General features: G+C 66.8%; 22 protein-coding genes. 10 read left to right on the forward strand and 12 right to left on the reverse strand.

What is annotated here, in order from left to right:
• Positions 1-19 precede the first annotated feature (19 nt).
• A complete protein-coding gene (locus BLA15945_RS17560) occupies positions 20-2,542 on the reverse strand; it encodes a penicillin-binding protein 1A (RefSeq protein WP_059233906.1) in 2,523 nt (840 codons plus the stop codon).
• Positions 2,543-2,985: 443 nt separating this feature from the next.
• Between BLA15945_RS17560 and BLA15945_RS17565 the strand changes: the two genes are divergently transcribed.
• The 4 genes from BLA15945_RS17565 to BLA15945_RS17580 all read left to right on the forward strand — a co-directional run bounded on the left by BLA15945_RS17565 (position 2,986) and on the right by BLA15945_RS17580 (position 6,349).
• Positions 2,986-3,666 carry a PspA/IM30 family protein gene (locus tag BLA15945_RS17565; RefSeq protein WP_059233905.1) on the forward strand — a complete coding sequence of 227 codons (681 nt, stop codon included), beginning with the start codon at positions 2,986-2,988 and terminating at the stop codon, positions 3,664-3,666.
• 84 nt (positions 3,667-3,750) lie between these two features.
• Positions 3,751-4,914, forward strand: a complete 1,164-nt coding sequence (locus tag BLA15945_RS17570; protein WP_174993015.1) for a tetratricopeptide repeat protein — start codon at positions 3,751-3,753, stop codon at positions 4,912-4,914.
• A 223-nt stretch (positions 4,915-5,137) separates the two neighbouring features.
• Positions 5,138-5,569: a large conductance mechanosensitive channel protein MscL gene (gene mscL / locus BLA15945_RS17575; RefSeq protein ID WP_059233903.1), complete on the forward strand. Its 432-nt coding sequence runs from the start codon at positions 5,138-5,140 to the stop codon at positions 5,567-5,569.
• Positions 5,570-5,902: 333 nt separating this feature from the next.
• Entirely contained in the window at positions 5,903-6,349 is a 447-nt protein-coding gene (locus BLA15945_RS17580) for a hypothetical protein (protein WP_027784713.1), read from the forward strand.
• A gap of 66 nt (positions 6,350-6,415) precedes the next feature.
• On the opposite strand, the gene BLA15945_RS17585 is transcribed toward BLA15945_RS17580, so the two are convergent.
• Positions 6,416-7,309, reverse strand: coding sequence for an NAD(P)-dependent oxidoreductase (locus tag BLA15945_RS17585; RefSeq protein WP_174993016.1), 894 nt, complete (start codon positions 7,307-7,309; stop codon positions 6,416-6,418).
• Positions 7,310-7,444: 135 nt separating this feature from the next.
• Between BLA15945_RS17585 and BLA15945_RS17590 the strand changes: the two genes are divergently transcribed.
• On the forward strand, positions 7,445-7,654 hold the full coding sequence (locus tag BLA15945_RS17590) for a dodecin (RefSeq protein ID WP_011352399.1): 210 nt from the start codon (positions 7,445-7,447) through the stop codon (positions 7,652-7,654).
• A 220-nt stretch (positions 7,655-7,874) separates the two neighbouring features.
• Positions 7,875-8,804: a LysR substrate-binding domain-containing protein gene (locus BLA15945_RS17595; protein ID WP_006490213.1), complete on the forward strand. Its 930-nt coding sequence runs from the start codon at positions 7,875-7,877 to the stop codon at positions 8,802-8,804.
• A 107-nt stretch (positions 8,805-8,911) separates the two neighbouring features.
• Here the strand turns inward: BLA15945_RS17595 and BLA15945_RS17600 are convergent, their stop codons facing one another.
• The gene (locus BLA15945_RS17600) at positions 8,912-10,324 is read right to left on the reverse strand and encodes an 8-oxoguanine deaminase (protein ID WP_059233901.1); all 1,413 of its coding nucleotides are present in this window, start codon (positions 10,322-10,324) and stop codon (positions 8,912-8,914) included.
• Between the two features lie 509 nt (positions 10,325-10,833).
• Here BLA15945_RS17600 and uraH point away from each other — a divergent pair.
• Both uraH and BLA15945_RS17610 read left to right on the forward strand, forming a co-directional pair.
• Complete coding sequence (gene uraH / locus BLA15945_RS17605) at positions 10,834-11,187, forward strand: hydroxyisourate hydrolase (protein WP_011352401.1); 354 nt, start codon at positions 10,834-10,836, stop codon at positions 11,185-11,187.
• Between the two features lie 52 nt (positions 11,188-11,239).
• Positions 11,240-12,433: a urate hydroxylase PuuD gene (locus BLA15945_RS17610; RefSeq protein WP_059233900.1), complete on the forward strand. Its 1,194-nt coding sequence runs from the start codon at positions 11,240-11,242 to the stop codon at positions 12,431-12,433.
• A gap of 93 nt (positions 12,434-12,526) precedes the next feature.
• Here the strand turns inward: BLA15945_RS17610 and BLA15945_RS17615 are convergent, their stop codons facing one another.
• Both BLA15945_RS17615 and BLA15945_RS17620 read right to left on the reverse strand, forming a co-directional pair.
• Positions 12,527-12,937, reverse strand: a complete 411-nt coding sequence (locus BLA15945_RS17615; RefSeq protein ID WP_174993017.1) for an ACT domain-containing protein — start codon at positions 12,935-12,937, stop codon at positions 12,527-12,529.
• Between the two features lie 71 nt (positions 12,938-13,008).
• The gene (locus BLA15945_RS17620; RefSeq protein WP_174993018.1) at positions 13,009-13,929 is read right to left on the reverse strand and encodes a LysR substrate-binding domain-containing protein; all 921 of its coding nucleotides are present in this window, start codon (positions 13,927-13,929) and stop codon (positions 13,009-13,011) included.
• A gap of 133 nt (positions 13,930-14,062) precedes the next feature.
• On the opposite strand from BLA15945_RS17620, the gene BLA15945_RS17625 reads away from it, so the two are divergent.
• Positions 14,063-14,878 (forward strand): aminotransferase class IV family protein, encoded by an 816-nt coding sequence (locus BLA15945_RS17625; protein ID WP_174993019.1) that lies wholly within the window; start codon positions 14,063-14,065, stop codon positions 14,876-14,878.
• A gap of 16 nt (positions 14,879-14,894) precedes the next feature.
• Here BLA15945_RS17625 and BLA15945_RS17630 read toward each other — a convergent pair whose 3' ends face one another.
• A complete protein-coding gene (locus BLA15945_RS17630; RefSeq protein ID WP_059233896.1) occupies positions 14,895-15,299 on the reverse strand; it encodes a RidA family protein in 405 nt (134 codons plus the stop codon).
• 152 nt (positions 15,300-15,451) lie between these two features.
• Here BLA15945_RS17630 and BLA15945_RS17635 point away from each other — a divergent pair, with 152 nt between their 5' ends.
• Positions 15,452-16,414: a LysR family transcriptional regulator gene (locus BLA15945_RS17635; RefSeq protein WP_174993020.1), complete on the forward strand. Its 963-nt coding sequence runs from the start codon at positions 15,452-15,454 to the stop codon at positions 16,412-16,414.
• A gap of 97 nt (positions 16,415-16,511) precedes the next feature.
• Here BLA15945_RS17635 and BLA15945_RS17640 read toward each other — a convergent pair whose 3' ends face one another.
• From BLA15945_RS17640 to BLA15945_RS17665, 6 genes are all read right to left on the reverse strand, one after another.
• Complete coding sequence (locus BLA15945_RS17640) at positions 16,512-17,024, reverse strand: ureidoglycolate lyase (RefSeq protein WP_059233894.1); 513 nt, start codon at positions 17,022-17,024, stop codon at positions 16,512-16,514.
• Positions 17,021-18,034, reverse strand: a complete 1,014-nt coding sequence (alc, locus tag BLA15945_RS17645) for an allantoicase (protein WP_174993021.1) — start codon at positions 18,032-18,034, stop codon at positions 17,021-17,023. Before alc ends, BLA15945_RS17640 begins: the two co-directional genes overlap by 4 nt.
• Positions 18,035-18,096: 62 nt before the next feature.
• Complete coding sequence (uraD, locus tag BLA15945_RS17650) at positions 18,097-18,618, reverse strand: 2-oxo-4-hydroxy-4-carboxy-5-ureidoimidazoline decarboxylase (RefSeq protein WP_059233892.1); 522 nt, start codon at positions 18,616-18,618, stop codon at positions 18,097-18,099.
• Positions 18,615-19,568 carry an allantoinase PuuE gene (gene puuE / locus BLA15945_RS17655; protein WP_059233891.1) on the reverse strand — a complete coding sequence of 318 codons (954 nt, stop codon included), beginning with the start codon at positions 19,566-19,568 and terminating at the stop codon, positions 18,615-18,617. Before puuE ends, uraD begins: the two co-directional genes overlap by 4 nt.
• Positions 19,569-19,717: 149 nt before the next feature.
• The gene (locus BLA15945_RS17660) at positions 19,718-20,509 is read right to left on the reverse strand and encodes an aspartate/glutamate racemase family protein (protein ID WP_059233890.1); all 792 of its coding nucleotides are present in this window, start codon (positions 20,507-20,509) and stop codon (positions 19,718-19,720) included.
• Between the two features lie 10 nt (positions 20,510-20,519).
• Entirely contained in the window at positions 20,520-22,004 is a 1,485-nt protein-coding gene (locus tag BLA15945_RS17665) for an NCS1 family nucleobase:cation symporter-1 (RefSeq protein ID WP_059233889.1), read from the reverse strand.
• Positions 22,005-22,146: the final 142 nt, after the last annotated feature.

Below are 22,146 nucleotides of genomic sequence, written 5' to 3' on the forward strand. Positions count from 1 at the left end.
CTGAAGAACAGCGTACCGCTTACTTGCTCTCGAACATGTCCATGATCTGCTGCTTCTCCTGCGGCGTGACAGGCGGCGGCGCAAGCCCTGCCGCGCCGGCCGAACCCAGCGCGTCGTTCGCGCTGATCGCGTTCTCGGCCGGGTTGATGTCGACGTTCGCGACGAAGCCGTTGCCCGGCGTGCGATCGGCGTAGTACAGCTCGCCGTCGATCGAGGTCAGGCCGTCCGGCATCGGCATCTGCTGCTCGGGCACGCCGTTCAGCGCGGTGCGCATGTAGTTCACCCAGATCGGCAACGCGAGCTGCGCGCCGAATTCACGGCTGCCGAGACTCTTCGGCTGGTCGAAGCCCATCCACGCGACCGCGACGAGCGACTGCTGGTAACCGGCGAACCAGCCGTCTTTCGCGTCGTTCGTCGTACCCGTCTTGCCTTGCAGGTCGCTACGGCCCAGTGCGTTGGTACCCGCGCCCGTGCCGGCCGTCGCGACCGAGTGCAGCAGGCTGTTCATCACATACGCGTTGCGGCCTTCGATCGTGCGCGGCGCCGTGCCGCCCGCGATCACCGGCTGAGACTTCTGCAGTGCCTGGCCGCGCGCGTCGTCGACTTCGGCGATCAGGTACGGATCGACCTTGTAGCCGCCGTTCGCGAACACCGCATAGCCGGTCGCGAGCTGCAGCGGCGTCACGAGGCCCGCGCCGAGCGCCATCGGCAGGTACGGCGGCGTCTTCGCGGGATCGAAGCCGAAGCGCTGCGTTACGTACTGCTGCGCATACTGCGTGCCGATCGATGCGAGGATCCGGATCGACACGAGGTTCTTCGAACGCTGCAGGCCGGTGCGCATCGTCATCGGGCCGTCCGGCTGGTCGTCGTCCTTCGGCTCCCACGCGGTGCCGCCCGGTACGCTCGGCGGGAAGTACAGCGGCGCGTCGTTGATCATCGTCGCCGGCCCCATACCCTTGTCGAGCGACGCCGAGTAGATGAACGGCTTGAACGACGAGCCCGGCTGCCGCCACGCCTGCGTCACGTGGTTGAACTTGCTCTTGTTGAAGTCGAAACCGCCGACGAGCGAGCGGATCGCGCCGTCCTGCGGGGCAATCGCGACGAGCGCGCCTTCGACCTGCGGCAGCTGCACGACCTGCCAGCCCGTCTTGCCGTCCTTCAGCACGCGCACGACCGAGCCCGGCTTGATGCGCAGCGCGTTGTTCGCGCGCGGCCCCAATGCAGCCGACACGAAGCGCAGCCCGGCCGGCCCGATCGTCGTGGTCGCACCACCGACGAACTGCACCTCGACCGCGTTCGGCGACGCCGACAGCACGACCGCCGACTGCAGGTCGCCGTTGTCCGGGTGATCGGCGAGCGCGTCGTCGATCGCCTCGTCGCGCTCGTCGCCGGCCGCAGGCAGGTTGATCGATGCTTCCGGGCCGCGATAACCGTGGCGGCGCTCGTAGTCGAGAATGCCGCGACGCACGGCCTGGTACGCGGCCTCCTGATCGGCCGAGTTGATCGTCGTCGTGACGGTCAGCCCGCGCGTATAGGTTTCGTCCTTGTACTGCTGATACATCATCTGCCGCACCATCTCGGCGACATATTCGCCGTGCACCGCGTACTGGTTGCCCGGCGTGCGCACGTGGATCTCTTCCTTGATCGCTTCGTCGTACTGCGGCTGCGTGATGTAGCCGACCTCGAGCATGCGCTTCAGGATGTATTCCTGACGCACCTTCGCGCGCTTCGGATTGACGACCGGGTTATACGCGGACGGCGCCTTCGGCAGCCCCGCGAGCATCGCCGCTTCCGCGAGCGTGATGTCCTTCAGGTCCTTGCCGAAATACACGCGTGCGGCGGCCGCAAAACCGTACGAACGCTGGCCGAGATAAATCTGGTTCATGTACAGCTCGAGAATCTGGTCCTTCGTCAGGGCCTTCTCGATCTTGTACGCGAGCAGCATTTCGTAGATCTTGCGCGTGTAGGTCTTTTCGCTCGACAGGAAGAAGTTGCGCGCAACCTGCATCGTGATCGTGCTCGCACCCTGGCGCGCGCCGCCGTGCATCAGGTCGGCCACACCCGCCCGCAGGATGCCGACGAAATCGACGCCGCCGTGTTCGTAGAAGCGGTAGTCCTCGATCGCGAGCACGGCCTTCTTCATCACGTCGGGAATGTCCTGGAAGCGCACGAGGCTGCGGCGCTCCTCGCCGAATTCGCCGATCAGCACGTGATCGGCCGTGAACACGCGCAGCGGCACCTTCGGCTGGTAGTTGGTCAGCGCATCGAGCGACGGCAGCTGCGGCGCCATCACGACCAGCGCATAGCCGACGATCAGCGCGCCGACGATCGCCAGCGTCACGAACAGGCCGGCGAACCACAGCGCGACGCGCGAGCCGAACGTGCGACGGCGGCCCCCGCCGCCGCCGCTGCGCTGCTGCGCGCGGCGGTCGTCGTCGCGATCGTCGTCATCGGGGTAATAGGCTCCGGACGGCGAACGGCGCAGCGTGTAGTGGGGTTCGTTCCTGTCGGAAGAAGAAGGCGGTCGTTTGATAATTGGCATGTCGGAATGGCGGGCGTACGTGGCGCCCTCGGACGCATGCGGAAATGCAAGCGGATGAATCAGATTGAGTGCATCGAGATGCGGCTGTCACGTCGACAGACCCCGCCGCGCGGCGATCCGTTCCCGCGACGTGACAGCGCATTTTAATGAAATCGACCGGGTGCCTTCGCGATTTTTTGTAAAAATTCCCGCAATGCCGTGATTTGCGGAACGTATTGTCGGCATCCTCGGCCTATGATGGACACGCAATATCGCGCGTTACCGATTCTTTCTTTCAATTGCGAAAGGTTCGGCATCCCGATACACGCGCCGCTTGAACTCTCGCGTTTAAGCCGTATTTAAGTGAGCCGGTGGTCTAATATTCACCGGCTCACGCGGGTCGGAACCGGCCCGCAGCGGGCACTGCCGCGGTCACGCGGCGCCTATCAACCACGGAGGATTTCATGTCGCTTTTCGACTCTGTTTCGCGCACGATCAAAGGCCTGCTGAACGATGCGGCCGATTCGGTACAGGATCCGTCGCGCGACGCACGGCAGATCGTGCGGGAGCTCGACGACAGCATCGGCCGTGCCGAGAATTCGCTGATCGAGATCGAGGCACAGGTCGCGACCCAGCGCAGCAAGCGCGATGCGGCCGACGACAAGGTGAAGAAGTACGAGGACGGCGCGAAGCGCGCGCTGCAGTCCGGCGACGAAGCGCTCGCCCGCGAGGCCCTCGCCGCGCAGTCGAACGCGGAAGCCGAGCGCGATGCGCTCGCGGCCGAGCTGACGACGCTCGAGCCGTCGGTCGACAAGCTGAAGGGGCAGATCGCCGACATGCGCCAGCGCCGCAACGACCTGAATGCGCGCTCGAACATCCTGCAGGCCAAGCAGGAAATCGCGCAGGCGAAGGATGTCGCAGCGAGCGCGCTGGGCGGCATCGGCGGCAAGAACCTGTCCGAGGATTTCCAGAAGCTCGAGGACAAGGTCGCGCTGCAGAACGCCCGCTCGGACGCCCGCCTGAATTCGGCCGACACGTCGAGCGGCAAGGCGCTCGACGACAAGCTCGCCGCGCTGAACAAGGGCCCCTCGGTCGAGGATCGCCTCGCCGCGCTGAAGAAGCAGCTCGATACGCCCGCGCAGTAACGGCCACTGCGGGCAACCGCGCCGCGCCCGGGCGCGCGGCGCGAACCGATCGTCAGGAGACGGGCCCCGGTGCCCGGTTCGACCATGAAGAAATCTCTCGCCGCACTCGGCCTCTCGCTGATGGTGCTGTCGTCCGCCGCGTTTGCGGTGCCGTCGTTGCAGCAGGTCGAGCAATCGATCGCGCAGCGCAACTGGCAGCAAGCCGACACGCAGTTGTCGCAAGTCATCGACGCCCATCCGAACAACGCGCATGCGCGCTACCTGTATGCGCAGGTGCTGGACCGTGAAGGCCGCGCGTCCGACGCGCTCGCGCAACTGCAGCAGGCGAAAACGCTCGATCCGCAACTGCGCTTCACCGACGCGTCGCACTTCGCGCAGACCGAGTCGCGCATTCGCGCCGACGCCGCGCGCGTGAGCGGCAACGCGCCGTCCGCCACGCAGGCCGGCACGCTGCAATCGTCGCTCGCGCCCGCCGTACCGGCTGAAAAACACGGTCCGTCGACCGGCATGTGGATCGGCCTCGGGCTGATCGTCGCGATCGTCGCGCTGGTGCTGCGCTGGACGCTGCGGCGCGCACGCACGGCCGACGACGGCCGTGCCGACGACGAACGCCGCACGCAGCTCAAGCGCGCGACCGACGTGCTGAACGACATCCGTCCGCTGAAACTCGACGCGAAGCTGTCGACGGCGCCCGGCGCCGCGGCGCTGCTGGGCGAAATCGAGGCGGTCGAGACCGACGCGCGCACGCTCGTCGAGGCGCTGTCGAACGGCAAGAATCCGGTGCCGCCGTATCGCGTCGACGAGCTCGAACAGCGCCATGCGAGCGTGAAGGCCCGTGTCGAGGGCCGCCCCGACCCGGCCGCGCAACCCGCAGCGCCGGCGAACGGCAGCGGCTCCGTGTACGCGCAGGAAGCCGATCGCATGACGGGCGCGCAGGGCCAGCCCTACCCGCCACAACCCTATCCGCAACAGCAGCCGCCCGTCGTGATCCAGCAAGGCGGCGGTTTCGGCGGCGGGATGGGCGGGCTGCTGACCGGCGTGCTGCTCGGCGAGGCGATGTCGGGCGGCCGCGAGCGCGTGGTCGAGCGCGACGTGATCGTCGACGGCGAGCGCCGCCGGCAGGAAGCCGACCCGGGCTTCGACCTCGGCCGCGGCGACGCGTCGAACTGGAGCGACGGCAACGGCGGAGGCGGCGGCGGCATGGACCTCGGCAGCAACGACGACGGCTGGACCGACGACAACACCTGACCCTGCGCAGCGCGTCGCCACGCGCTGCCACGCACGCCACGCTCCCCTGCCTGGCCGGCCGCGCCGACGCGCGGATTTGTCAATCATTTCAAGATGGACTACCGGCAATGGGGAGCGTTCGCTATCATGCGGCCATCGGCGTGCCACCGACCCTCATTCGACGCAATGCAATCCCGCGCGTCGCGGCACGCTTCCCCTCGCCCCAACCAGGAGAAAGCCGCTCATGAGCATCATCAAGGAATTCAAGGAGTTCGCCGTCAAGGGCAACGTGATGGATCTCGCCGTCGGCGTGATCATCGGCGGCGCGTTCTCGAAGATCGTCGATTCGGTCGTGAAAGATCTCATCATGCCGGTCATCGGTGTGCTGACCGGCGGTCTGGATTTCTCGAACAAGTTCGTTCTGCTCGGCACCATCCCCCCGACGTTCAAGGGTAATCCCGATTCGTTCAAGGACCTGCAGGCCGCGGGCGTCGCCGCATTCGGTTACGGCTCGTTCATCACCGTGGCGATCAATTTCGTCATCCTCGCGTTCATCATTTTCCTGATGGTGAAATTCATCAACAAGCTGCGCAAGCCGGACGAAGCCGCGCCGGCCGCGACGCCGGAAGACACCGTGCTGCTGCGCGAGATCCGCGATTCGCTGAAGCAGCGCTGATCGCCGCGCGCTCCGCCCGCCAGGCCCGCCGCGTGCGGGCCTTTTTATTGCGCGCGCGATGCGCCGCCGCAAGCGGCCCATCTCACTTTTTTGTGACGGGCGAATGCACGCGCGGGAAAAGCAGGTCTATGATGGAGACTAAACGACAGTACGGGCGCCAAGACGCTGGCTGTGTCGATCAAGGCGAGCAGGTCGACGGGAGACATTGATCGTCGTACTGCACGAATGCAGCATTTTCGTGTGCTATAAAGGATCGACATGCGGCGTACATAGCCGGGAGTGGGTCGCATGAAAGTGCCGCATTTCTTGCAATTGTTTTTGAGGCGAGTGTTTATGTCCTTCCCGAAAAAACGTCGGCGTGCGCAGCAAGATGGCCAGGAGTCATTCCTCGCGGTCTTGCGCCACTCGAAACCGTTTGCTCAACTCGACACCAAGATTGCCCGCGCCCGTGCGCAGGACGAACCCGTCCTGTATGCGCACGTGCTGCCCGGTCTCGACGTGCTCCTGTGCAGCGTGCGCGGCGCCCAGCCGCCCTATCCGGCGATCGCCGAGCTGCGCAAGCGCTGCATCGAATCGATCGCCAACGCACTCGAGCAACCGCTCGACGGTCTCGAGAACGGCGGCTACTGGTACGAAGCGAACGGCTTCGGCTTCCTCGTATTCGCAAGCCGTGCGCGCGCGCGCATCCTGCCCGAGTTTGGTGCAGGCACGAAGGCAAGCCTGCGCGGCGGCCTCGGCCGCCAGAACGCCGGCGACACGACACCTCGCTCGCTCGGCTGATCCGCCTGCCATTCGATGGGCCGCCTCCGGGCGGCCCATCTGCCATTCACGTGCCCCGCTTGTGCGTCACGACGCCTGCTGACGGCCGTTGCCCGGCCGCACGATGTCGATGAACGCCGCGAAATCGGCGCCGGCGAGCCCTTGCGCGGCGCCGAGCCGCAACACTTGCTGGACCGTGGCCGATACGGGCATCACCGCGCCCGTGTCGCGCGCGGCGTCGGCAATCGCATCGACATCCTTCTGGAACGTGCTGAGCGCGCCGATCGGTGCATGACCACCCGACGTCATGCGCGGCACGAACGTCTGCAGCAGCACCGAGTCGGCCCAGCCGCCGGCCAGCGCCTCGGCCAGACGCGCCGCGTCGATGCCGCTCGCCTGCGCGAGGCCGACGGCCTCGGCGATGGCCGTAACCGTCGCGGTCACGATCGCCTGGTTGCACAGCTTCGCCGTCTGGCCCGCGCCCGCGTCGCCCATGTGCGTGATGCGCGACGCGTACGTGTCGATCAGCGGCCGCACCGCGTCGAGATCGGCCGCGCGACCGCCGGCCATCACCGCGAGCGTGCCGGCCTGCGCGCCCGGCACGCCGCCGGACACCGGTGCATCGACCCAGCCGACGCCGAGTGCAGCCGCGCGCGCCGCGTAGTCGCGCGTCGCCGCGGGCGGAATGCTCGAATGATCGACGATGCGCTTCAGACGGCGCGCGGCGGCATCGCCGGAAAGCAGCCCGTGCTCGCCGAATACGACGTCGCCAACCGCACGGCCGTCGAGCACGCACACGCATACCGTCTCGACGCGTTCGGCCAGCTCACGCGGCGTGCCGACCACCTGCGCGCCGTCCTTGACCAGCGCCTCGGCCTTGTCGCGCGAGCGATTCCACACGCTGACGCGATGCCCGGCCGCCAGCAAATGCCGAATCATCGGCGCGCCCATCAATCCCGGTCCGCAAAATCCGACTTCCACGATGTTCCTCGTCTCCAATATGGGTTGCACTTGCCGCCCATCATACCTATCACTCAAGAAGCCGGGCACGCACGGCACCGCTTCGGGACCGCGGCTTGCACCGGCAATACAGACCGATATCCCAGGGAGCGCATCATGAGCGACCACGTGTACAAGATGATCGAGCTGACCGGTTCGTCGAAGCAATCGAGCGACGACGCGATCCGCAACGCGATCTCGAAAGCCGGCAAGACGCTGCACAACCTGCACTGGTTCCAGGTGACCGAAACGCGCGGCCACATCGAAGGCGACCAGGTCGTGCACTGGCAGGTCACGCTGAAGGTCGGCATGCGCATCGACGACTGACGCGTCTCCGCCTCACCCGCCGCGCTGCGATCCGGATCCGCGCAATACGGATCCGTGCGGCGCCGCGCTCCCCGCTTCCCACCCCGCTCGGGCCCCTTGTCGTGGCCCGGCCGGCGGGTGTCTGCGGGTATCCATCTCTTGACGCTGGGCCGGCTTCATATTAAAAACGATATACCCCCCTTACCCCTCGATCAGCCCAGCCATATAAAACGGAGATATCATGAGTCAGCAACGCGAGGCGATCGACACGTACCTCTTGCGCGTCTTGCACACCTTGTTGATGGAGCGCAGCGTCACGCGCGCGGCCGTCAAACTGAACCAGTCGCAACCGGCGATCAGCGCCGCGCTGCGGCGCCTGCGCGACATCACCGGCGATCCGCTGCTGGTGCGCGGCAAATCCGGCATGGTGCCGACCGAATACGGGCTGCGCCTGCTCGAGCCCGTGCAGAACGCGTTGCGTGAAATCGAGCGCATCAAGTTCCAGCAGCACAACTTCGACCCGGCCACGTCGATCCGCTGCTACCGGATCGGCTGCCCCGACTACCTGAACGTGCTGTTCGTGCCGACCGTCGTCGAACGCTTCCGCCAGGCCGCGCCGAACGCGACGCTCGAGTTCCATTCGCTCGGCCCCGCGTTCGACTACGAGCTCGCGCTGGAAGACGGCAAGCTCGACATCGTCGTCGGCAACTGGCCCGAGCCGCCCGAGCAGCTGCACCTGTCGAACCTGTTCGTCGACGAAATCGTCTGCCTGATGAGCAACACGCACCCGTTCGCGAAGCGCGGTGGGCTGACGCTCGACCAGTACCTGAACGCACCGCATCTCGCGCCGACGCCGTACTCGGTCGGCCAGCGCGGCGCGATCGACGTGCATCTCGCGCGCGAACGCCTCAAGCGCCACGTGGTCGTCACGCTGCCGTACTTCAACCTCGCACCGTACGTGCTCGTGAAGTCCGACCTGATCTTCACGACGACGCGCCTGTTCGCCGATCACTACGCGAAGTTCCTGCCGCTGTCGGTCGTGCCGGCGCCGCTCGACTTCCCGCCGATGCAGTACTACCAGCTGTGGCACGAACGCTGCCACTACTCGGACGAAGTGCGCTGGCTGCGCAGCCTCGTCGCCGAAGCCACCCGCACGCTGATCGAGCCGTAACGGCACACGCTGCCCGCGCCGGCGGGGCGCGTCGCGACAACCTCGCGGCGCGACGACGGCCGGCGGCACGCCCGGCAAGGCGGCCGCCGCACGGCTTCAGTCCTGCTTCAGCGCGACGCCTCGACGAGCGCGTGCGCCAGCGCGTTGTGACGCTCGATGACGGGCGGCAGATCGAGCGTCGCCAACCGCCCTTCCCGCACCACCACCTTCCCGTTCACCACCGTGTACGCCGTCTGCGACGGCGCGCAGAAGACGAGCGCCGCCACCGGATCGTGCAGCGCACCCGCGAACAGCGGCTGGCGCAGGTCGAACGCGGCGAAATCGGCGGCCATGCCGGGCTTCAGCGCGCCGATGTCGTCGCGGTTCAGCACCTTCGCACCGCCGAGCGTCGCGATCTCGAGCGCTTCGCGCGCGGTCATCGCATCGGGCCCGAAGCCGACCCGCTGCAGCAGCAGCGCCTGACGTACTTCGGCGACCATCTGCGCGCCGTCGTTCGACGCGGAGCCGTCAACGCCGAGACCGACCGGCACGCCCGCGAGCCGCATCTTCTTCACCGGCGCGATGCCCGACGCGAGCCGCATGTTCGAGCACGGACAGTGCGCGACGCCCGTGCCGGTGCGCGCGAACAGGCCGATACCCGCATCGTCGAGCTGCACGCAGTGCGCATGCCACACGTCGTGGCCGACCCAGCCGAGATCTTCCGCATATTCGGCCGGCGTCATCCCGAACTTCTCGCGGCTGTACGCGATGTCGTTGACGTTCTCCGCAAGGTGCGTGTGCAGCGACACGCCGTACTCGCGCGCGAGCACGGCCGCGTCGCGCATCAGGTCGCGGCTCACCGAGAACGGCGAGCACGGCGCGACCACCACGCGCAGCATCGCGTAGCGGCCTTCGTCGTGATAGGTCTCGATCAGGCGCTGCGTGTCGCGCAGGATGTCGGGCTCGCGCTCGACGACCGAATCGGGCGGCAGCCCGCCGTCGCGCTGGCCGACGCTCATCGAGCCGCGGCTCGCGTGAAAGCGCATGCCGATCCGCTGCGCGGCACCGATGCTGTCGTCGAGCCGGCTGCCGTTCGGGTAGATGTACAGGTGATCGCTCGACGTCGTGCAGCCCGACTGCAGCAGCTCGGCCATCGCGGTCAGCGTCGACACCTCGATCATCTCGGGCGTCAGGTGCGCCCAGATCCGGTACAGGTTCGTGAGCCAGCCGAACAGCTCGGCGTTCTGCGCCGCGGGCACCGCGCGCGTGAGGCTCTGGTACATGTGGTGGTGCGTGTTCACGAGCCCCGGGATCACGAGGTGGCCGCGCAGGTCGAGCACTTCGTCGGCCGTATCGGGCAGCTCGGCGGTCGGGCCGACCGCGACGATCCGGTTGTCTTCGATATAGAGCCCGGCATCGCGCAGCTCGCGACGCGTGTCGTCCATGGTCACGAGCACGTCGGCGTGCTTGACCAGCAGGGTTTTCGGGCGGGATGAGGAGGTGTTCGGCGCGCGTGCGCCAGCGTGCTGCTCGAGGTTCATGCGTTCTCCGCGTCGGTCTGCCCCCAGGGGCTGTCCTGGAGGCGGTCACACAGCCATTCGAACGCTGAATCGCGGCACGCTCCGGTGCCTGCGTCCGTTCGAACGCCCTGGCCCGGTTACCCGGCGTGCTCGCCGTCTTCGGGGTACGCGCGGGCCACCGGCCGACGCGCACGGCGGGAGGATCGCCCAAGCGCGCGCCGCACACAATGCGCGATCCGGAATACCGCGCTTCAGGGTTCCGATATGGTACGCCGCGCAGGCCCTCCCCGAGCGCCTGAAAGCCCGCCGGAAGCCACGCCCGGCGTGCCGTCGACAGCCGCTCATGCGCGGCGCATTATCTTTGATATCGCGCCCGTATTTGCGCGGGGAACCTTTTTACAATGCCTGCACGGCGCTCGCTTCAATCTCGCCGACGGGTATGTAGCCACGTGACGTGGAGCCTCGATCCGCCGCACAGTCAATGGATCGAGTCGCCGCCGAACCTCGCATTCACACAAGGACAATTGCGAATGGGAAAGCTCACTACCCACGTACTCGATACGGCGCACGGCCGTCCCGGCGCTGCAATCAAGGTGGACCTCTACGCGCTGGACGGCGAATCGCGCCGCGCGATCAAGACCGTGCTGACCAATAGCGACGGCCGCTGCGACGAACCCCTGCTCGAAGGCGCCGCGCTCGCCGCCGGCGAATACGAACTCGTGTTCCATGCCGGCGACTACTTCGCGTCGCTCGGCGTGAAGGTGCCCGAACCCCGTTTCGTCGACCGCGTCGTACTCCGCTTCGGCATCGCCGACACCGGCTCGCACTACCACGTGCCGCTGCTCGTGTCGCCGTGGTCGTACAGCACCTATCGCGGCAGCTGACATACGCATCAGCGCCCACATCAAACAAACGATTTGAGTCTGGAGGAGTTTCATGGAAGGCTTCATCACCGACTGGCTGAACCTCGCGCTGCGATGGCTGCACGTCATCGTCGCCATTGCGTGGATCGGCGAGTCCTTCTATTTCGTCGCGCTCGACAACAGCCTGAAACCGCCGACCGACCCGAACCAGCGCAAGCGCGGTGTGTTCGGCGAGCTGTGGCACGTCCACGGCGGCGGTTTCTACAACATGCAGAAGTACACGGTCGCCCCGCCGGAAATGCCGGATGACCTGCACTGGTCGAAGTGGCCGTCGTACACGACCTGGCTGTCGGGCTTCTCGCTGTTCTTCGTGCTGTACCTGCTCGCACCGAACACGTACCTGATCGACAAGAGCGTGCTCGACATGGGCCCCGTCGTCGCCGTCGCTTCCGCACTCGGCTTCCTCGCGGCCGGCTGGATCGTCTACGACTCGCTGTGCCGCGTCCTCGGCACCAACGATCGCGTGCTCGGCATCTGCGTCGGGATCTACGTCGTCGTCGCAGCGTACCTCGCATGCCACATCTTCTCGGGCCGTGCCGCCTATCTGATCGTCGGCGCAATGCTCGCGACGATCATGTCGGCGAACGTGTTCTTCGTGATCATCCCCGGCCAGCGCAAGATGGTCGACAAGATGCTCAAGGGCGAAGAACCGAACCCGATCTACGGCAAGCGCGGCAAGCAGCGCTCGGTGCACAACACGTACTTCACGCTGCCGGTCGTGTTCGCGATGCTGTCGAACCACTACGCGATGACGTACACGAACAAGTTCAACTGGATCGTGCTCGTGCTGATCATGCTGGCCGGCGCGCTGATTCGCCAGTTCTTCGTGATGCGTCACCGCGGCAAGCAGCTGTGGTACCTGCCGATCGGCGGCGTCGCGCTGCTGTCGGGCGCGCTGGTCTGGACGATGCCCAAGCCGGTCGCACCGGAAGCGCAAGCTGCAAACGCGCCGAAGATCGTGATCAACGACATCATGCCGATCCTGCAGCAGCGCTGCGTCGAGTGCCACTCGTCGAAGCCGACGCTGATGGGCAGCGCTCCCGCAGGCGTGATGTTCGACACGCCGGACGAAGTGTCGAAGAACGCGCAGCGCATCTACGAACAGGCCGTGCGCCTGAAGGCGATGCCGATCGGCAACGTCACGCACATGACCGACGACGAGCGGACCAAGCTCGCCGCCTGGTTCGAGGGTGGCGCGGTCAAGTAAGCCGCCGTGCGCCGGTTGCCGGCGCAATCCTCTCCGTTCGCGGGCCCGGTGACGGGCCCGTTTTTTTTGCGTGCGCGCAATGCGTTTCGTGCGCTAGCCGCGCAGCGCGTCGCGCTGCAGTGCGACGAGCGCCTCGAGTGCGCGCGGGCCGTCGCCGAACGGTACGAAGATGTGATCGTGGTATGCAGCGGCCATCACGTTGCAGCTGATGCCCGCTGCACCCAGCGCCCGCGCGAATGCGGCCGTGAGGCCGACGGCCGCGAGGTCGGAATGGACGGTCAGCGTGATCCATGCGGCGCGGAACAGCACGGGCCAGCCGTAACGGGCAGCCGCTTCCTCGTCGACCACGACCGTCAGCCCTTCCGTTTCACGGAACGTGGCAACTACTTCGGATAACGATACGTCTGCGTCAGACGGCAGCGCGACGAAGGCGAACGCGCCGGGATGCAGGTCGGGCTGCATCGTGCGCAGCAGGATCGCGAGGTCGTTTTCAGGTTGGCTCATCGGAGAATCGCGTCCGGAACCGGACGTCGTACGGTGGCGATGCGGGCACGATAGCACGTGCGGCGATCGCGTCACGCACGCACCATCGCCACCTCGTCCGCAAGCCAGTCGCACAGTGCAACGATGCGAGGATCGCCCTGCGTGTGCTCCGGATACACGACGTGATACGCGAGCCCCGGCGCCACCTCGACGTTCACGTCGAACAGCCGTACGAGGCGCCCGTCCGCGAGATCGCGCGCGATCATGTGCGGCTCCGCCAGCCCGACCGTCGTACCGTCCATGACAGCCTGCACGACGTGGCCTGAATCCGGAAACGCGACACACCGGCTATCGTCGAAACCGTCGATGCCCGCTGCGGTCATCCAGGCCGACCAGCGCGGCCAGATCACACCGTCGACTTCGCAGTTGGCGTGGCAAAGCGTGTGACGAAGCAGGTCGCGCGGCTTGCGCAACGGTGGGCCGGCCGACAACAGCGCGGGGCTGCCTATCGCGACGACCGACGTGCCGAACAGGCGCTGCGTACATGCGTCCCGGTAACGCCCGGTGCCGAAACGGATCGCGACATCCACATCGTCGCCATCGAAATCGCGCAGCCGGTCGGTGATGTCGAACGTCAGTTCGAGCGCCGGATGCGCGGCCTTGAAGCGCGGCAGGCGTGGCAGCAACCAATGCGTCGCGAAGCGCGCGCCGACCGACACGCGCAATTCCGTCTGCTCGCGCGCGATGCGCCGTGCGCGTGCGCTCGCGTGCTGCAGGCCCGCGAGCGCATCGGCGGCCGCCGCAGCCAGCACGGCACCCGCCGGCGTCAGCCGGATGCTGCGGCTCGTACGGACGAACAGCTCCATGCCGAGCTGCGCCTCGATCTCCTTGATCTGGTGACTGACGGCTGCCGGCGTCAGCCCGACCTCGTCGGCCGCCCGCGAAAAATTCAGGTGCCGCGCCGCCGCATCGAACGTTCTCAGCGCGCGCGTACCAGGCCACATGCGTTCCATCGATCTTCAAACAGAATTTGATGACCGTGACAAAACTACTCGTTTTTCATGTCGCCATCAATCGGCAAACAATAGGCTTTCTTGAAGATGCCGTGCGCCGGCCCGTGCGCGCGGCCAACCTGGAGATTCGTCGATGACCGCTGCCCCCTTCCCGTCCGTCGCCCAGATCAACGGCGTGGCCGCTACATGCGAAACACTCGCCGCGCTGGCCTTCGCAGGGCATGCGCATTTCACCGCGATGCAGATACGCGACGGCCGCGTGCGCGGGCTCGACCTGCATCTCGCACGGCTGCGTGACGCGTCGCACGCGCTGTTCGGTCGTGCCCTGCCCGACGAGCGGATTCGCGCGTTCCTGCGCACCGCGCTCGATCGCGCGCCGCCGGCGCTGTCGCTGACCGCGACCGTGCACGCGACGACGGGCGAATTCGTCGCGCCGCGCGATGACGAAGCGCTCGATGTGCTGGTCCGCACGGCCGCGCCGTCGTCGGGGCCGGCCGGCCCGCTCGATCTCGCGCTGTTCGAACACGAGCGCGTGCTGCCGGACATCAAGCACGTCGGCGAAGTCGCGAAGACGCACTTCCTGCGCCGTGCGGTCGCGCAGGGTTTCGACGATGCGGCGTTCATCGATCGCCGCGGGCGCATCAGCGAAGGCTCGATCTGGAACGTCGCGTTCTGGGACGGCAACGCGGTCGTATGGCCGGTGGCCGACATGCTCGGCGGCGTCACGATGGGCATCCTGCGGCGGCAACTGGCGCGCCTCGGCATCGCGCAGCACGATCGCGAAGTGACGCCGTCCGACCTGCCGTCGATGGCCGGCGCCGTCGTGATGAATTCGTGGACACCAGGAATCGCCGTGCACCGGCTCGGCACGGCGGCGCTGCCCGAGTCGTCGTCGCTCGCCGTGCTGCTGCGTCACGCATATGAACAGGAGCCGCCCGTCGCGCCGTGACATGCGCACGCCCTGCTCAACCGTCGACAGCCTCCGGCAGCCGCGCGATCACCTTGATCTCGAACTGGAAGCCGTACAGCCAGGTCACGCCGACGGCAGTCAGCGCGGGATGCGGGGCATCGCCCCAGTATTCGGGAACGATCTCCCAGATCCGCTCGAACGTCGCCTCCGGATCGACGAGGAACACCGTCACGTCGACGACGTCGTCGAACGTGCAGCCCGCCGCGTACAGCACCGCATTCAGGTTGTCGAACGCGCGGCGGACCTGCGCGCCCAGTTCCGGCTCGGGCGAGCCATCGTCGCGGCTGCCGACCTGCCCGGACACGAACAGGAAGCCGTTCGAGCGCACTGCCGGCGAATAACGGTTGCGGTCATACAGCGCCTGGCGACCAGGCGGAAAAACTACGCTACGCTTTGCCATTCAACCCCTCCATCGGTCTGCGGGGCGACACCGCCCCTGTCTCAACGATGAAGGCACTTTAAGGACCGTTGCGCGGCGGATAAACCGGCAACCTTGTCCAACACTGTTTGCGCTCTCCAAACAATGTCCGAGCGACGCGGAGCCCTGACCCGATGGATCGATTCGACGCAATGCAGGCGTTCGCCCGCGTGGTGGAAGCCGGCAGCTTCACGAAAGCGGCCGACACGCTGCACATGAGCCGCACCACCGTCACGCAACTGGTGCAGCAGCTCGAAGCGCGGCTGCGCGTGAAGCTGTTCAATCGCACGACGCGCAAGGTCGTCGTCACGGCCGACGGCGCCGCGTACTACGACCGCGTCGTGCGCCTGCTGGCCGACATGGACGATGCCGAAACGAGCCTGTCCGCTGCGTCGGCGTCGCCGAGGGGGCGGCTGCGCGTGGACGTGCCGAGCCCGTTCGCGCGCCTGATCCTGATCCCCGCGCTGCCCGCGTTCCATGCGCGCTATCCGGACCTCCAGCTCGACATGGGCGTGAGCGACCGCGTGGTCGACGTGATCGGCGAGAACGTCGACTGCGTCGTGCGCGGCGGCGAACCGGCCGATCGATCGCTGGTTGCACGCCGCGTCGGCGACCTGCGGCTCGGCGTGTACGCATCGCCGGCCTATCTCGCGCGCGCCGGCACGCCAACACATCCGGGTGACCTCGAAGATACGCATCACCGCATCGTCGGTTTTCTGTGGGCGCGCACCGGCAAGGCATTGCCGTTTGCGATGGCGCGCGACGGCGAGCAGATCACCGTGCGCGGACGCTACGTGCTCGCGGTCGACGACGGCAATGCGTATCTCGAAGCCGGTCTCGCGGGGCTCGGCATCCTGTGGCTGCCCGACTACATGGCCAGCGCGTATCGCACGCGTGGCGAACTGGTGCCGCTGTTCGAGCAGTGGCAACTCGAACCGATGCCGATGTACGTCGCGTTCCCGCCGAACCGGCACGTCAGCGCGAAGCTGCGCGTATTCGTCGACTGGGTCGCCGACCTGATGGCGCAGCATGCGCCGATCGCGAACCGGCGTCGCGGCGGCGGTTCGCGCGACACGCGCAAGGCCGTGGCAACCTGAATCGCGAGACAGCGACCGCACATAAAAAAACCCGCGCACCTTGCGCGGGTTTCGGCAGGCATGCAAACAGCCTGTCAGTCGCGAGAACGCCGGCGACTCAGGCCGTCAGCGCATGCAGCGCTTCGTCGGTGAGCCACAGCGATTCCTGCAGATCCTGCTCGTTCAGGTTCAGGCCATCACCGCCGCGATCGACGACGATGAAGTCGCTGACGCCGCCGAGCGCGATCAGCGGGTGATGCCACACGCCCTTCGCATAGTTGACGCCCTGCCAGCCGCTCGTCACGAATGCGCGGATCTGCGCCGGATCGAGGTCGCCCGCGGGCGCGACGACGACGAGATACGGCTGGTCGTTCAGCGGCACGAAGGCCTGGCTGCCGAGCGGGTGCCGCTCCAGCATCTTCACCTCGAACGGCAGCGTGCGCGGCTGGCCGCGGAACAGGTTCACGAGCGTGCGGCCGTCTTCATCGGTCACGTCGACTGTCGCGAGATCGTGAAAGCGGATCGTCGTGCCGAGGTTGATCGGGATCTGCTTCGCCCCTTCCGTTTCGATCACGTCGCCGAACGGCGCGAAGGCTTCCTTGGTCAGCGGTTCGATTGCAAGCGTCTTCATTTGTCGAGCGTCCCCCACAGACGCAGGCGCGACACGCCACCGTCCGGAATGATGTTCAGTCGCACGTGCGTGACGGGGCCGAGCGACGCGATGCCGTGTTCGAAGTAATGCTGCTTGTCCATCTGCAGCTTCTGTTCGCCGAGCAGCACCGGCCAGAACATCGACTGCGTGATCAGCGAGCTGTCCGTGCCGCCCGACACGTACGCGGCCTGGATCGAGCAGCGGTCCGGGTAGTTGCCCTTGAAGAACGCGGTATCGACTTCGATCTTGCGGATCACGCCCGGCTGCGCGAGCGCGATGATCGCCCAGTCGTTGCCCGGTTCGCGACGGCGGCGGGTTTCCCAGCCATCGCCCATGTTCACGCCGCGGCCCGGCAGCAGCAGGTTCGACGTGACGCCGAAGTGCTGGTTGTTCGCGGCCACGACGTAACCGCCGTTTTCCATCGCCGCGAGGTCGAACTGCTCGGTCGCGCTCGCACCGGCCCAGTCGAGCTGCGGCTGGCCGTACACGCGCAGGCGCGCGATGCCGCCGTCCGGGTAGATGTTCACGCGCAGGTGCGTGAACGCTCGCGCGTCGCTCGCTTCGACGTAGTGATGGCTGTTGCCCTGCAACGTCGTCGACGGCACGATCTCGACCCACTCGGTCGCATGCGTCGGCGCGCCGTCGGCCACGAACGCGGCCTCGATCGACGCAGCCGGCGGGAAGTTGCCGGTGAAGTGGCTCGTGTCGATGTCGAAGCCCTTGATCACGCCCGGGCGCGCGAGCTTGACGATGCACCAGTCAAAGCCCGTCGTGCGCTTGCGGCGCGTTTCCCAGCCGTCCATCCACTTGCCGTGGTCGTCGTACTTGCCGGGAATGAAGACGGCCGGCTCGGGGTTCAGCATCCGGTCCTTCGGCGCGAAGAAATCGTCGCTGGCCTCGAGCGCCTGCGCACCGAGACGCGGGTCGGCAAGATTCACGTAGCGCCGCGTGAAATCGGGTGCGTTGGGATCGAGAAGCGGAACAGCCATGATGTTTCCTTGTTTCAGTGATGCGATCAGGCCGCTGCGACGCAGCAGGCCGCATTGCGGTGTCAGGCGTCGATCAGGTCGTCGAGGCGGAAGCGCGCGATCCGGTAGATCTGGTCCAGGCTCGCACGCAGTTCCTCGGTGCGCGAATGATTCACGCGCGACTCGAAGTTCGCGATGATGCCGTGACGGTCATAGCCGCGCACCGCGAGGATGAACGGGAAGCCGAACTTCTCGCGATACGTGCGGTTCAGCGTCAGCAGCTTGTCGAACTCTTCCTGCGTGCACTGGTCGAGGCCCGCGCCGCTCTGCTCGCGCGTCGACTCGGCCGTCAGCTCGCCGCGCACGGCGGCCTTGCCGGCCAGCTCCGGGTGAGCGTTGATCAGCGCGAGCTGGCGCACTTCGCCGCCTGCTTCCACCGCACCCGACATCGTCTTGTGCAGCGCGTCGATGCTCGCGAACGGCCGCTCGCCCGCGGCGACCTCGGCCACCCACGGCGAATGTTCGAAGATCCCCGACAGCGCCGCGACAAATGCGCTCGGCGCCATCGTGTTCAGTTGTTCCAACGTGTAGCGCATCGCCTTCATGCTTTCCCTTCGTTTTGATGATTGGGCTGATACGGATGATGTTCACGCCAGTGACGCGCGATATCGACACGGCGCGTCACCCATACGCGCTCGTGCTTCTCGATGTGATCGAGGAAACGCTGCAGCCCGCGGAACCGGCCCGGCCGGCCGAGCAGCCGGCAGTGCATGCCGATCGACAGCATCTTCGGCGCCTCGTCGCCTTCCGCGTACAGCACGTCGAATGCGTCGCGCAGGTAGTCGAAGAAGTGATCGCCGGTGTTGAAGCCCTGCGGCGTCGCGAAACGCATGTCGTTCGTGTCGAGCGTGTACGGCACGATCAGTTGCGGCGACGTGCCGCCGCCCGACACCTTGACGTCCATCCAGAACGGCAGGTCGTCGCCGTAGTTGTCGGAGTCGTACAGGAAGCCGCCGTGTTCGGCGACCAGGCGGTGCGTATTGGGGCTGTCGCGGCCGGTATACCAGCCGAGCGGGCGCTCGCCCGTCACGCGCTCGATCGCTTCCATCCCGAGGCGCATGTGTTCGGCTTCGAGTTCCGGCGTCATGCTCTGGTAGTGGATCCAGCGCCAGCCGTGGCACGCGATTTCATGGCCCAGCTCGACGAAGGCGCGCGCGAGCTCCGGATGACGCTCGATCGCCATGCCGACGCCGAATACCGTCAGCGGCATCCCGCGCTTCTCGAATTCGCGCAGGATCCGCCACACGCCGGCCCGCGAACCGTATTCGTAGATCGACTCCATGCTCATGTGGCGGTCCGGATACGCGGCCGCGCCCACGATTTCGGACAGGAACTGCTCGGAGCCCGGATCGCCGTGCAGCACGCAGTTCTCGCCGCCCTCCTCGTAGTTCAGCACGAATTGCACGGCGACGCGGGCGCGCCCCGGCCAGTTCGCCTGAACGGGATGGCGGCCGTAGCCGATCAGGTCGCGAGGATAGTTGGGATCGAGTGACATGGGTTCGAAATGCGGCGAAAGCGGGCTGAAATAATGGGTTCGCATCGACTGCGCGGCGCCCGGAGGCCGACCGCACAAGCCGATGCGATGACGGCCCAGTGTAGCGAAAACGTTCATACGCGCCCATACAGCGACGCAGATAGTGCGTGTCAGACGGTGTGTATGTGCGGTTGCGGCAAATTCCCGACCGGTTCCGCCGCATCCCCGTCCGGCGGGCTGAAGCGGGCGAATGCGCCGTCGTAGCGCTTCGGCAGCGGCCGCGCGAAATCGCCGCGTTTCGCGGTCGCGAGACGCAGCGCGACGAGCGCCTCGGCCCATTTGACCGCCGCCGTGACGCCCTCGACCACCGGCGCGCCGATCTGCTGCTCGATCTCGTGCGCGAACTCGGCCATTCCCGCGCAGCCGAGCACGATCGCGTCGGCGCCGTCCTCGTCGAGCGCGCGCCGGCATTCGTCGACGATGATCCGGCGCGCGGCCGAGCCCGGCCGGTCGAGTTCGAGCACCGCGACGTCGGTCGCGCGCACGTTGCGGCAGAACCGCTTCATCCCGTAGCGCTCCGCGAGGTGCCACGCCATCCCGCAGGTGCGGGCGAGCGTCGTGACGACCGAGAAGCCCGGCGCGAGCACGCTCGCCGCATGCATCGCGGCCTCGGCGATACCGATCACCGGCCCGCGTGCGAGCTCGCGCGCCGCATACAGGCCCGGGTCGCCGAAGCATGCGATCACGTACGCATCGCAGCCGTCGCGCTCGCCCTGCGCGATCTCGGCGAGCAGCCCCGGCGTCGCGAGCGCCTCGTCGTAATAGCCTTCGATCGACGGCGGCCCCATCGGCGGGCTCACCGCAACGATCTCCGTGCCCGCGGCCGCGACCTCGCGTGCGCAGCGGCCCATCGCGTCGGTCATCCGCTGCGTCGTATTCGGATTGATCAGTCGAATCTTCATCGCTCGCTCCTCACGCCTTCGTGCTCACGAGCAGCCGGTAGAACACGAAGCCGAGCCCCGCGCCGATGAACCACGAGAAGTTCGCGACGCCTTGCCAGCCGGGCACCATCACGCAGACGACAGCGATCACCGCGGCCGGCAGCAGCGCGGCGAGCGCGCGGCGGTTCACGCCGCCCGTGTACCAGTACGCGCCGCTCTCCGACATCGTGTACAGGTCGTCGCGCACGAGCCGGCCGCGCTTGACGAGGTAGAAGTCGGCGATCAGCACGCCGTACAGCGGGCCGATGAACGCGCCGAGCACGTCGAGCGTGTAGTGGATCACGGCCGGGTTGTTGAACAGGTTCCACGGCGTGATGAAGATCGACGCGACGGCCGCGAGCATCCCGCCCGCGCGCCAGCTGATCAGCCGCGGTGCGACGTTCGAGAAATCGAACGCGGGCGACACGAAGTTCGCGACGATGTTGATGCCGATCGTCGCGATCGTGAACGTCAGCGCGCCGAGGATCACCGCGGTCGGATGGTCGATGCGGCCGACTGTCTCGACCGGGTCGGTGATGAGTTCGCCGAACACCGGCAAGGTCGCTGCCGTCGTGATCACCGTGACGAGCGAGAACGCGAGGAAGTTGACCGGCAGCCCCCAGAAATTGCCGCGCTTCACTTCGCCGAACGAGCGGCAGTAGCGCGAGAAATCGCCGAAGTTCAGCATCGGCCCGGAGAAATACGACACGACCAGCGATACGGCCGTGATCATCACCGGGATCACTTCCGCGCCGTGATACTTGACGCCGCCGAGGTTGATGCCGATGTTGCGCCAGCCCGCGCGCCACACCATGTAGCCGGCGAGGATGAACATCACGACGTAGACGGCCGGGCCCGCGAAGTCGATGAACTTCTTGATCGTCTCCATCCCGTTCCAGAACACGAATGCCTGCAGCACCCACAGCAGCATGAAGCCGGCCCACCCGACCGCCGACAGCCCGAGGAAGCCGTAGCGGTGGACGTCCGCATACGGCAGCCATTGCGGGACAAATTTCAGCACGACGATCACGAGCGCGCTCGACGCGAGATAGGTCTGGATGCCGTACCACGCGATCGCGATCAGCCCGCGGATCACGGCCGGCACGTTCGCGCCGAGCACGCCGAACGTCGCGCGGCACGCGACCGGATACGGCACGCCGATCTGCTGGCTCGGCCGTGCGATCAGGTTGCACAGCACGTTCACGAGGCCGATCCCGACGATCAGCGCGATCAGCACCTGCCAGCTCGTCAGCCCGAGCGCGAACAGGCTGCCTGCGAACACGTAGCCGCCGACGCTGTGCACGTCCGACATCCAGAACGCGAAGATGTTGTACGAGCCCCATGTCTGATTCTTCAGGGGTGCCAAATCTTCGTTGTACAGACGTTCGCTGAAACCATTCGGCAGCGCCGGGTCGCCGCCCTCGCCGCCTTCTTCCGCCGGATAGGCGCTGTCGTGCGCCACACTGAACTGAGCCATGACTTCTCCTTGACGCGGCCGGGCGGCCGCTCCACCGTCATCGATATCGCTCCGGATCGACGCCCGGAGTCGGACCAGCGGCCCGCGGCAAACGCCGCAGGCCTGCATTGCTCTCGTTCTGTGGCGCGCGGCCGGGTTCGCG

Origin of the sequence: Burkholderia arboris, from assembly GCF_902499125.1 — a bacterium.
In the GTDB taxonomy this organism is placed as follows: Bacteria; Pseudomonadota; Gammaproteobacteria; order Burkholderiales; family Burkholderiaceae; genus Burkholderia; species Burkholderia arboris.

Bases quoted from the DNA above. Each gene is read 5' to 3' on its own strand.
- uraH (WP_011352401.1), top strand. From the start codon at position 10,834: ATGGGAAAGCTCACTACCCACGTACTCGATACGGCGCACGGCCGTCCC.
- BLA15945_RS17595 (WP_006490213.1), top strand. From the start codon at position 7,875: ATGAGTCAGCAACGCGAGGCGATCGACACGTACCTCTTGCGCGTCTTG.
- BLA15945_RS17610 (WP_059233900.1), top strand. From the start codon at position 11,240: ATGGAAGGCTTCATCACCGACTGGCTGAACCTCGCGCTGCGATGGCTG.
- BLA15945_RS17565 (WP_059233905.1), top strand. From the start codon at position 2,986: ATGTCGCTTTTCGACTCTGTTTCGCGCACGATCAAAGGCCTGCTGAAC.
- uraD (WP_059233892.1), bottom strand. From the start codon at position 18,618: ATGAAGGCGATGCGCTACACGTTGGAACAACTGAACACGATGGCGCCG.
- BLA15945_RS17635 (WP_174993020.1), top strand. From the start codon at position 15,452: ATGGATCGATTCGACGCAATGCAGGCGTTCGCCCGCGTGGTGGAAGCC.
- BLA15945_RS17625 (WP_174993019.1), top strand. From the start codon at position 14,063: ATGACCGCTGCCCCCTTCCCGTCCGTCGCCCAGATCAACGGCGTGGCC.
- alc (WP_174993021.1), bottom strand. From the start codon at position 18,034: ATGGCTGTTCCGCTTCTCGATCCCAACGCACCCGATTTCACGCGGCGC.
- BLA15945_RS17665 (WP_059233889.1), bottom strand. From the start codon at position 22,004: ATGGCTCAGTTCAGTGTGGCGCACGACAGCGCCTATCCGGCGGAAGAA.
- BLA15945_RS17600 (WP_059233901.1), bottom strand. From the start codon at position 10,324: ATGAACCTCGAGCAGCACGCTGGCGCACGCGCGCCGAACACCTCCTCA.
- BLA15945_RS17660 (WP_059233890.1), bottom strand. From the start codon at position 20,509: ATGAAGATTCGACTGATCAATCCGAATACGACGCAGCGGATGACCGAC.
- BLA15945_RS17580 (WP_027784713.1), top strand. From the start codon at position 5,903: ATGTCCTTCCCGAAAAAACGTCGGCGTGCGCAGCAAGATGGCCAGGAG.
- BLA15945_RS17640 (WP_059233894.1), bottom strand. From the start codon at position 17,024: ATGAAGACGCTTGCAATCGAACCGCTGACCAAGGAAGCCTTCGCGCCG.
- mscL (WP_059233903.1), top strand. From the start codon at position 5,138: ATGAGCATCATCAAGGAATTCAAGGAGTTCGCCGTCAAGGGCAACGTG.
- BLA15945_RS17570 (WP_174993015.1), top strand. From the start codon at position 3,751: ATGAAGAAATCTCTCGCCGCACTCGGCCTCTCGCTGATGGTGCTGTCG.
- BLA15945_RS17630 (WP_059233896.1), bottom strand. From the start codon at position 15,299: ATGGCAAAGCGTAGCGTAGTTTTTCCGCCTGGTCGCCAGGCGCTGTAT.
- puuE (WP_059233891.1), bottom strand. From the start codon at position 19,568: ATGTCACTCGATCCCAACTATCCTCGCGACCTGATCGGCTACGGCCGC.
- BLA15945_RS17620 (WP_174993018.1), bottom strand. From the start codon at position 13,929: ATGGAACGCATGTGGCCTGGTACGCGCGCGCTGAGAACGTTCGATGCG.
- BLA15945_RS17590 (WP_011352399.1), top strand. From the start codon at position 7,445: ATGAGCGACCACGTGTACAAGATGATCGAGCTGACCGGTTCGTCGAAG.
- BLA15945_RS17560 (WP_059233906.1), bottom strand. From the start codon at position 2,542: ATGCCAATTATCAAACGACCGCCTTCTTCTTCCGACAGGAACGAACCC.
- BLA15945_RS17615 (WP_174993017.1), bottom strand. From the start codon at position 12,937: ATGAGCCAACCTGAAAACGACCTCGCGATCCTGCTGCGCACGATGCAG.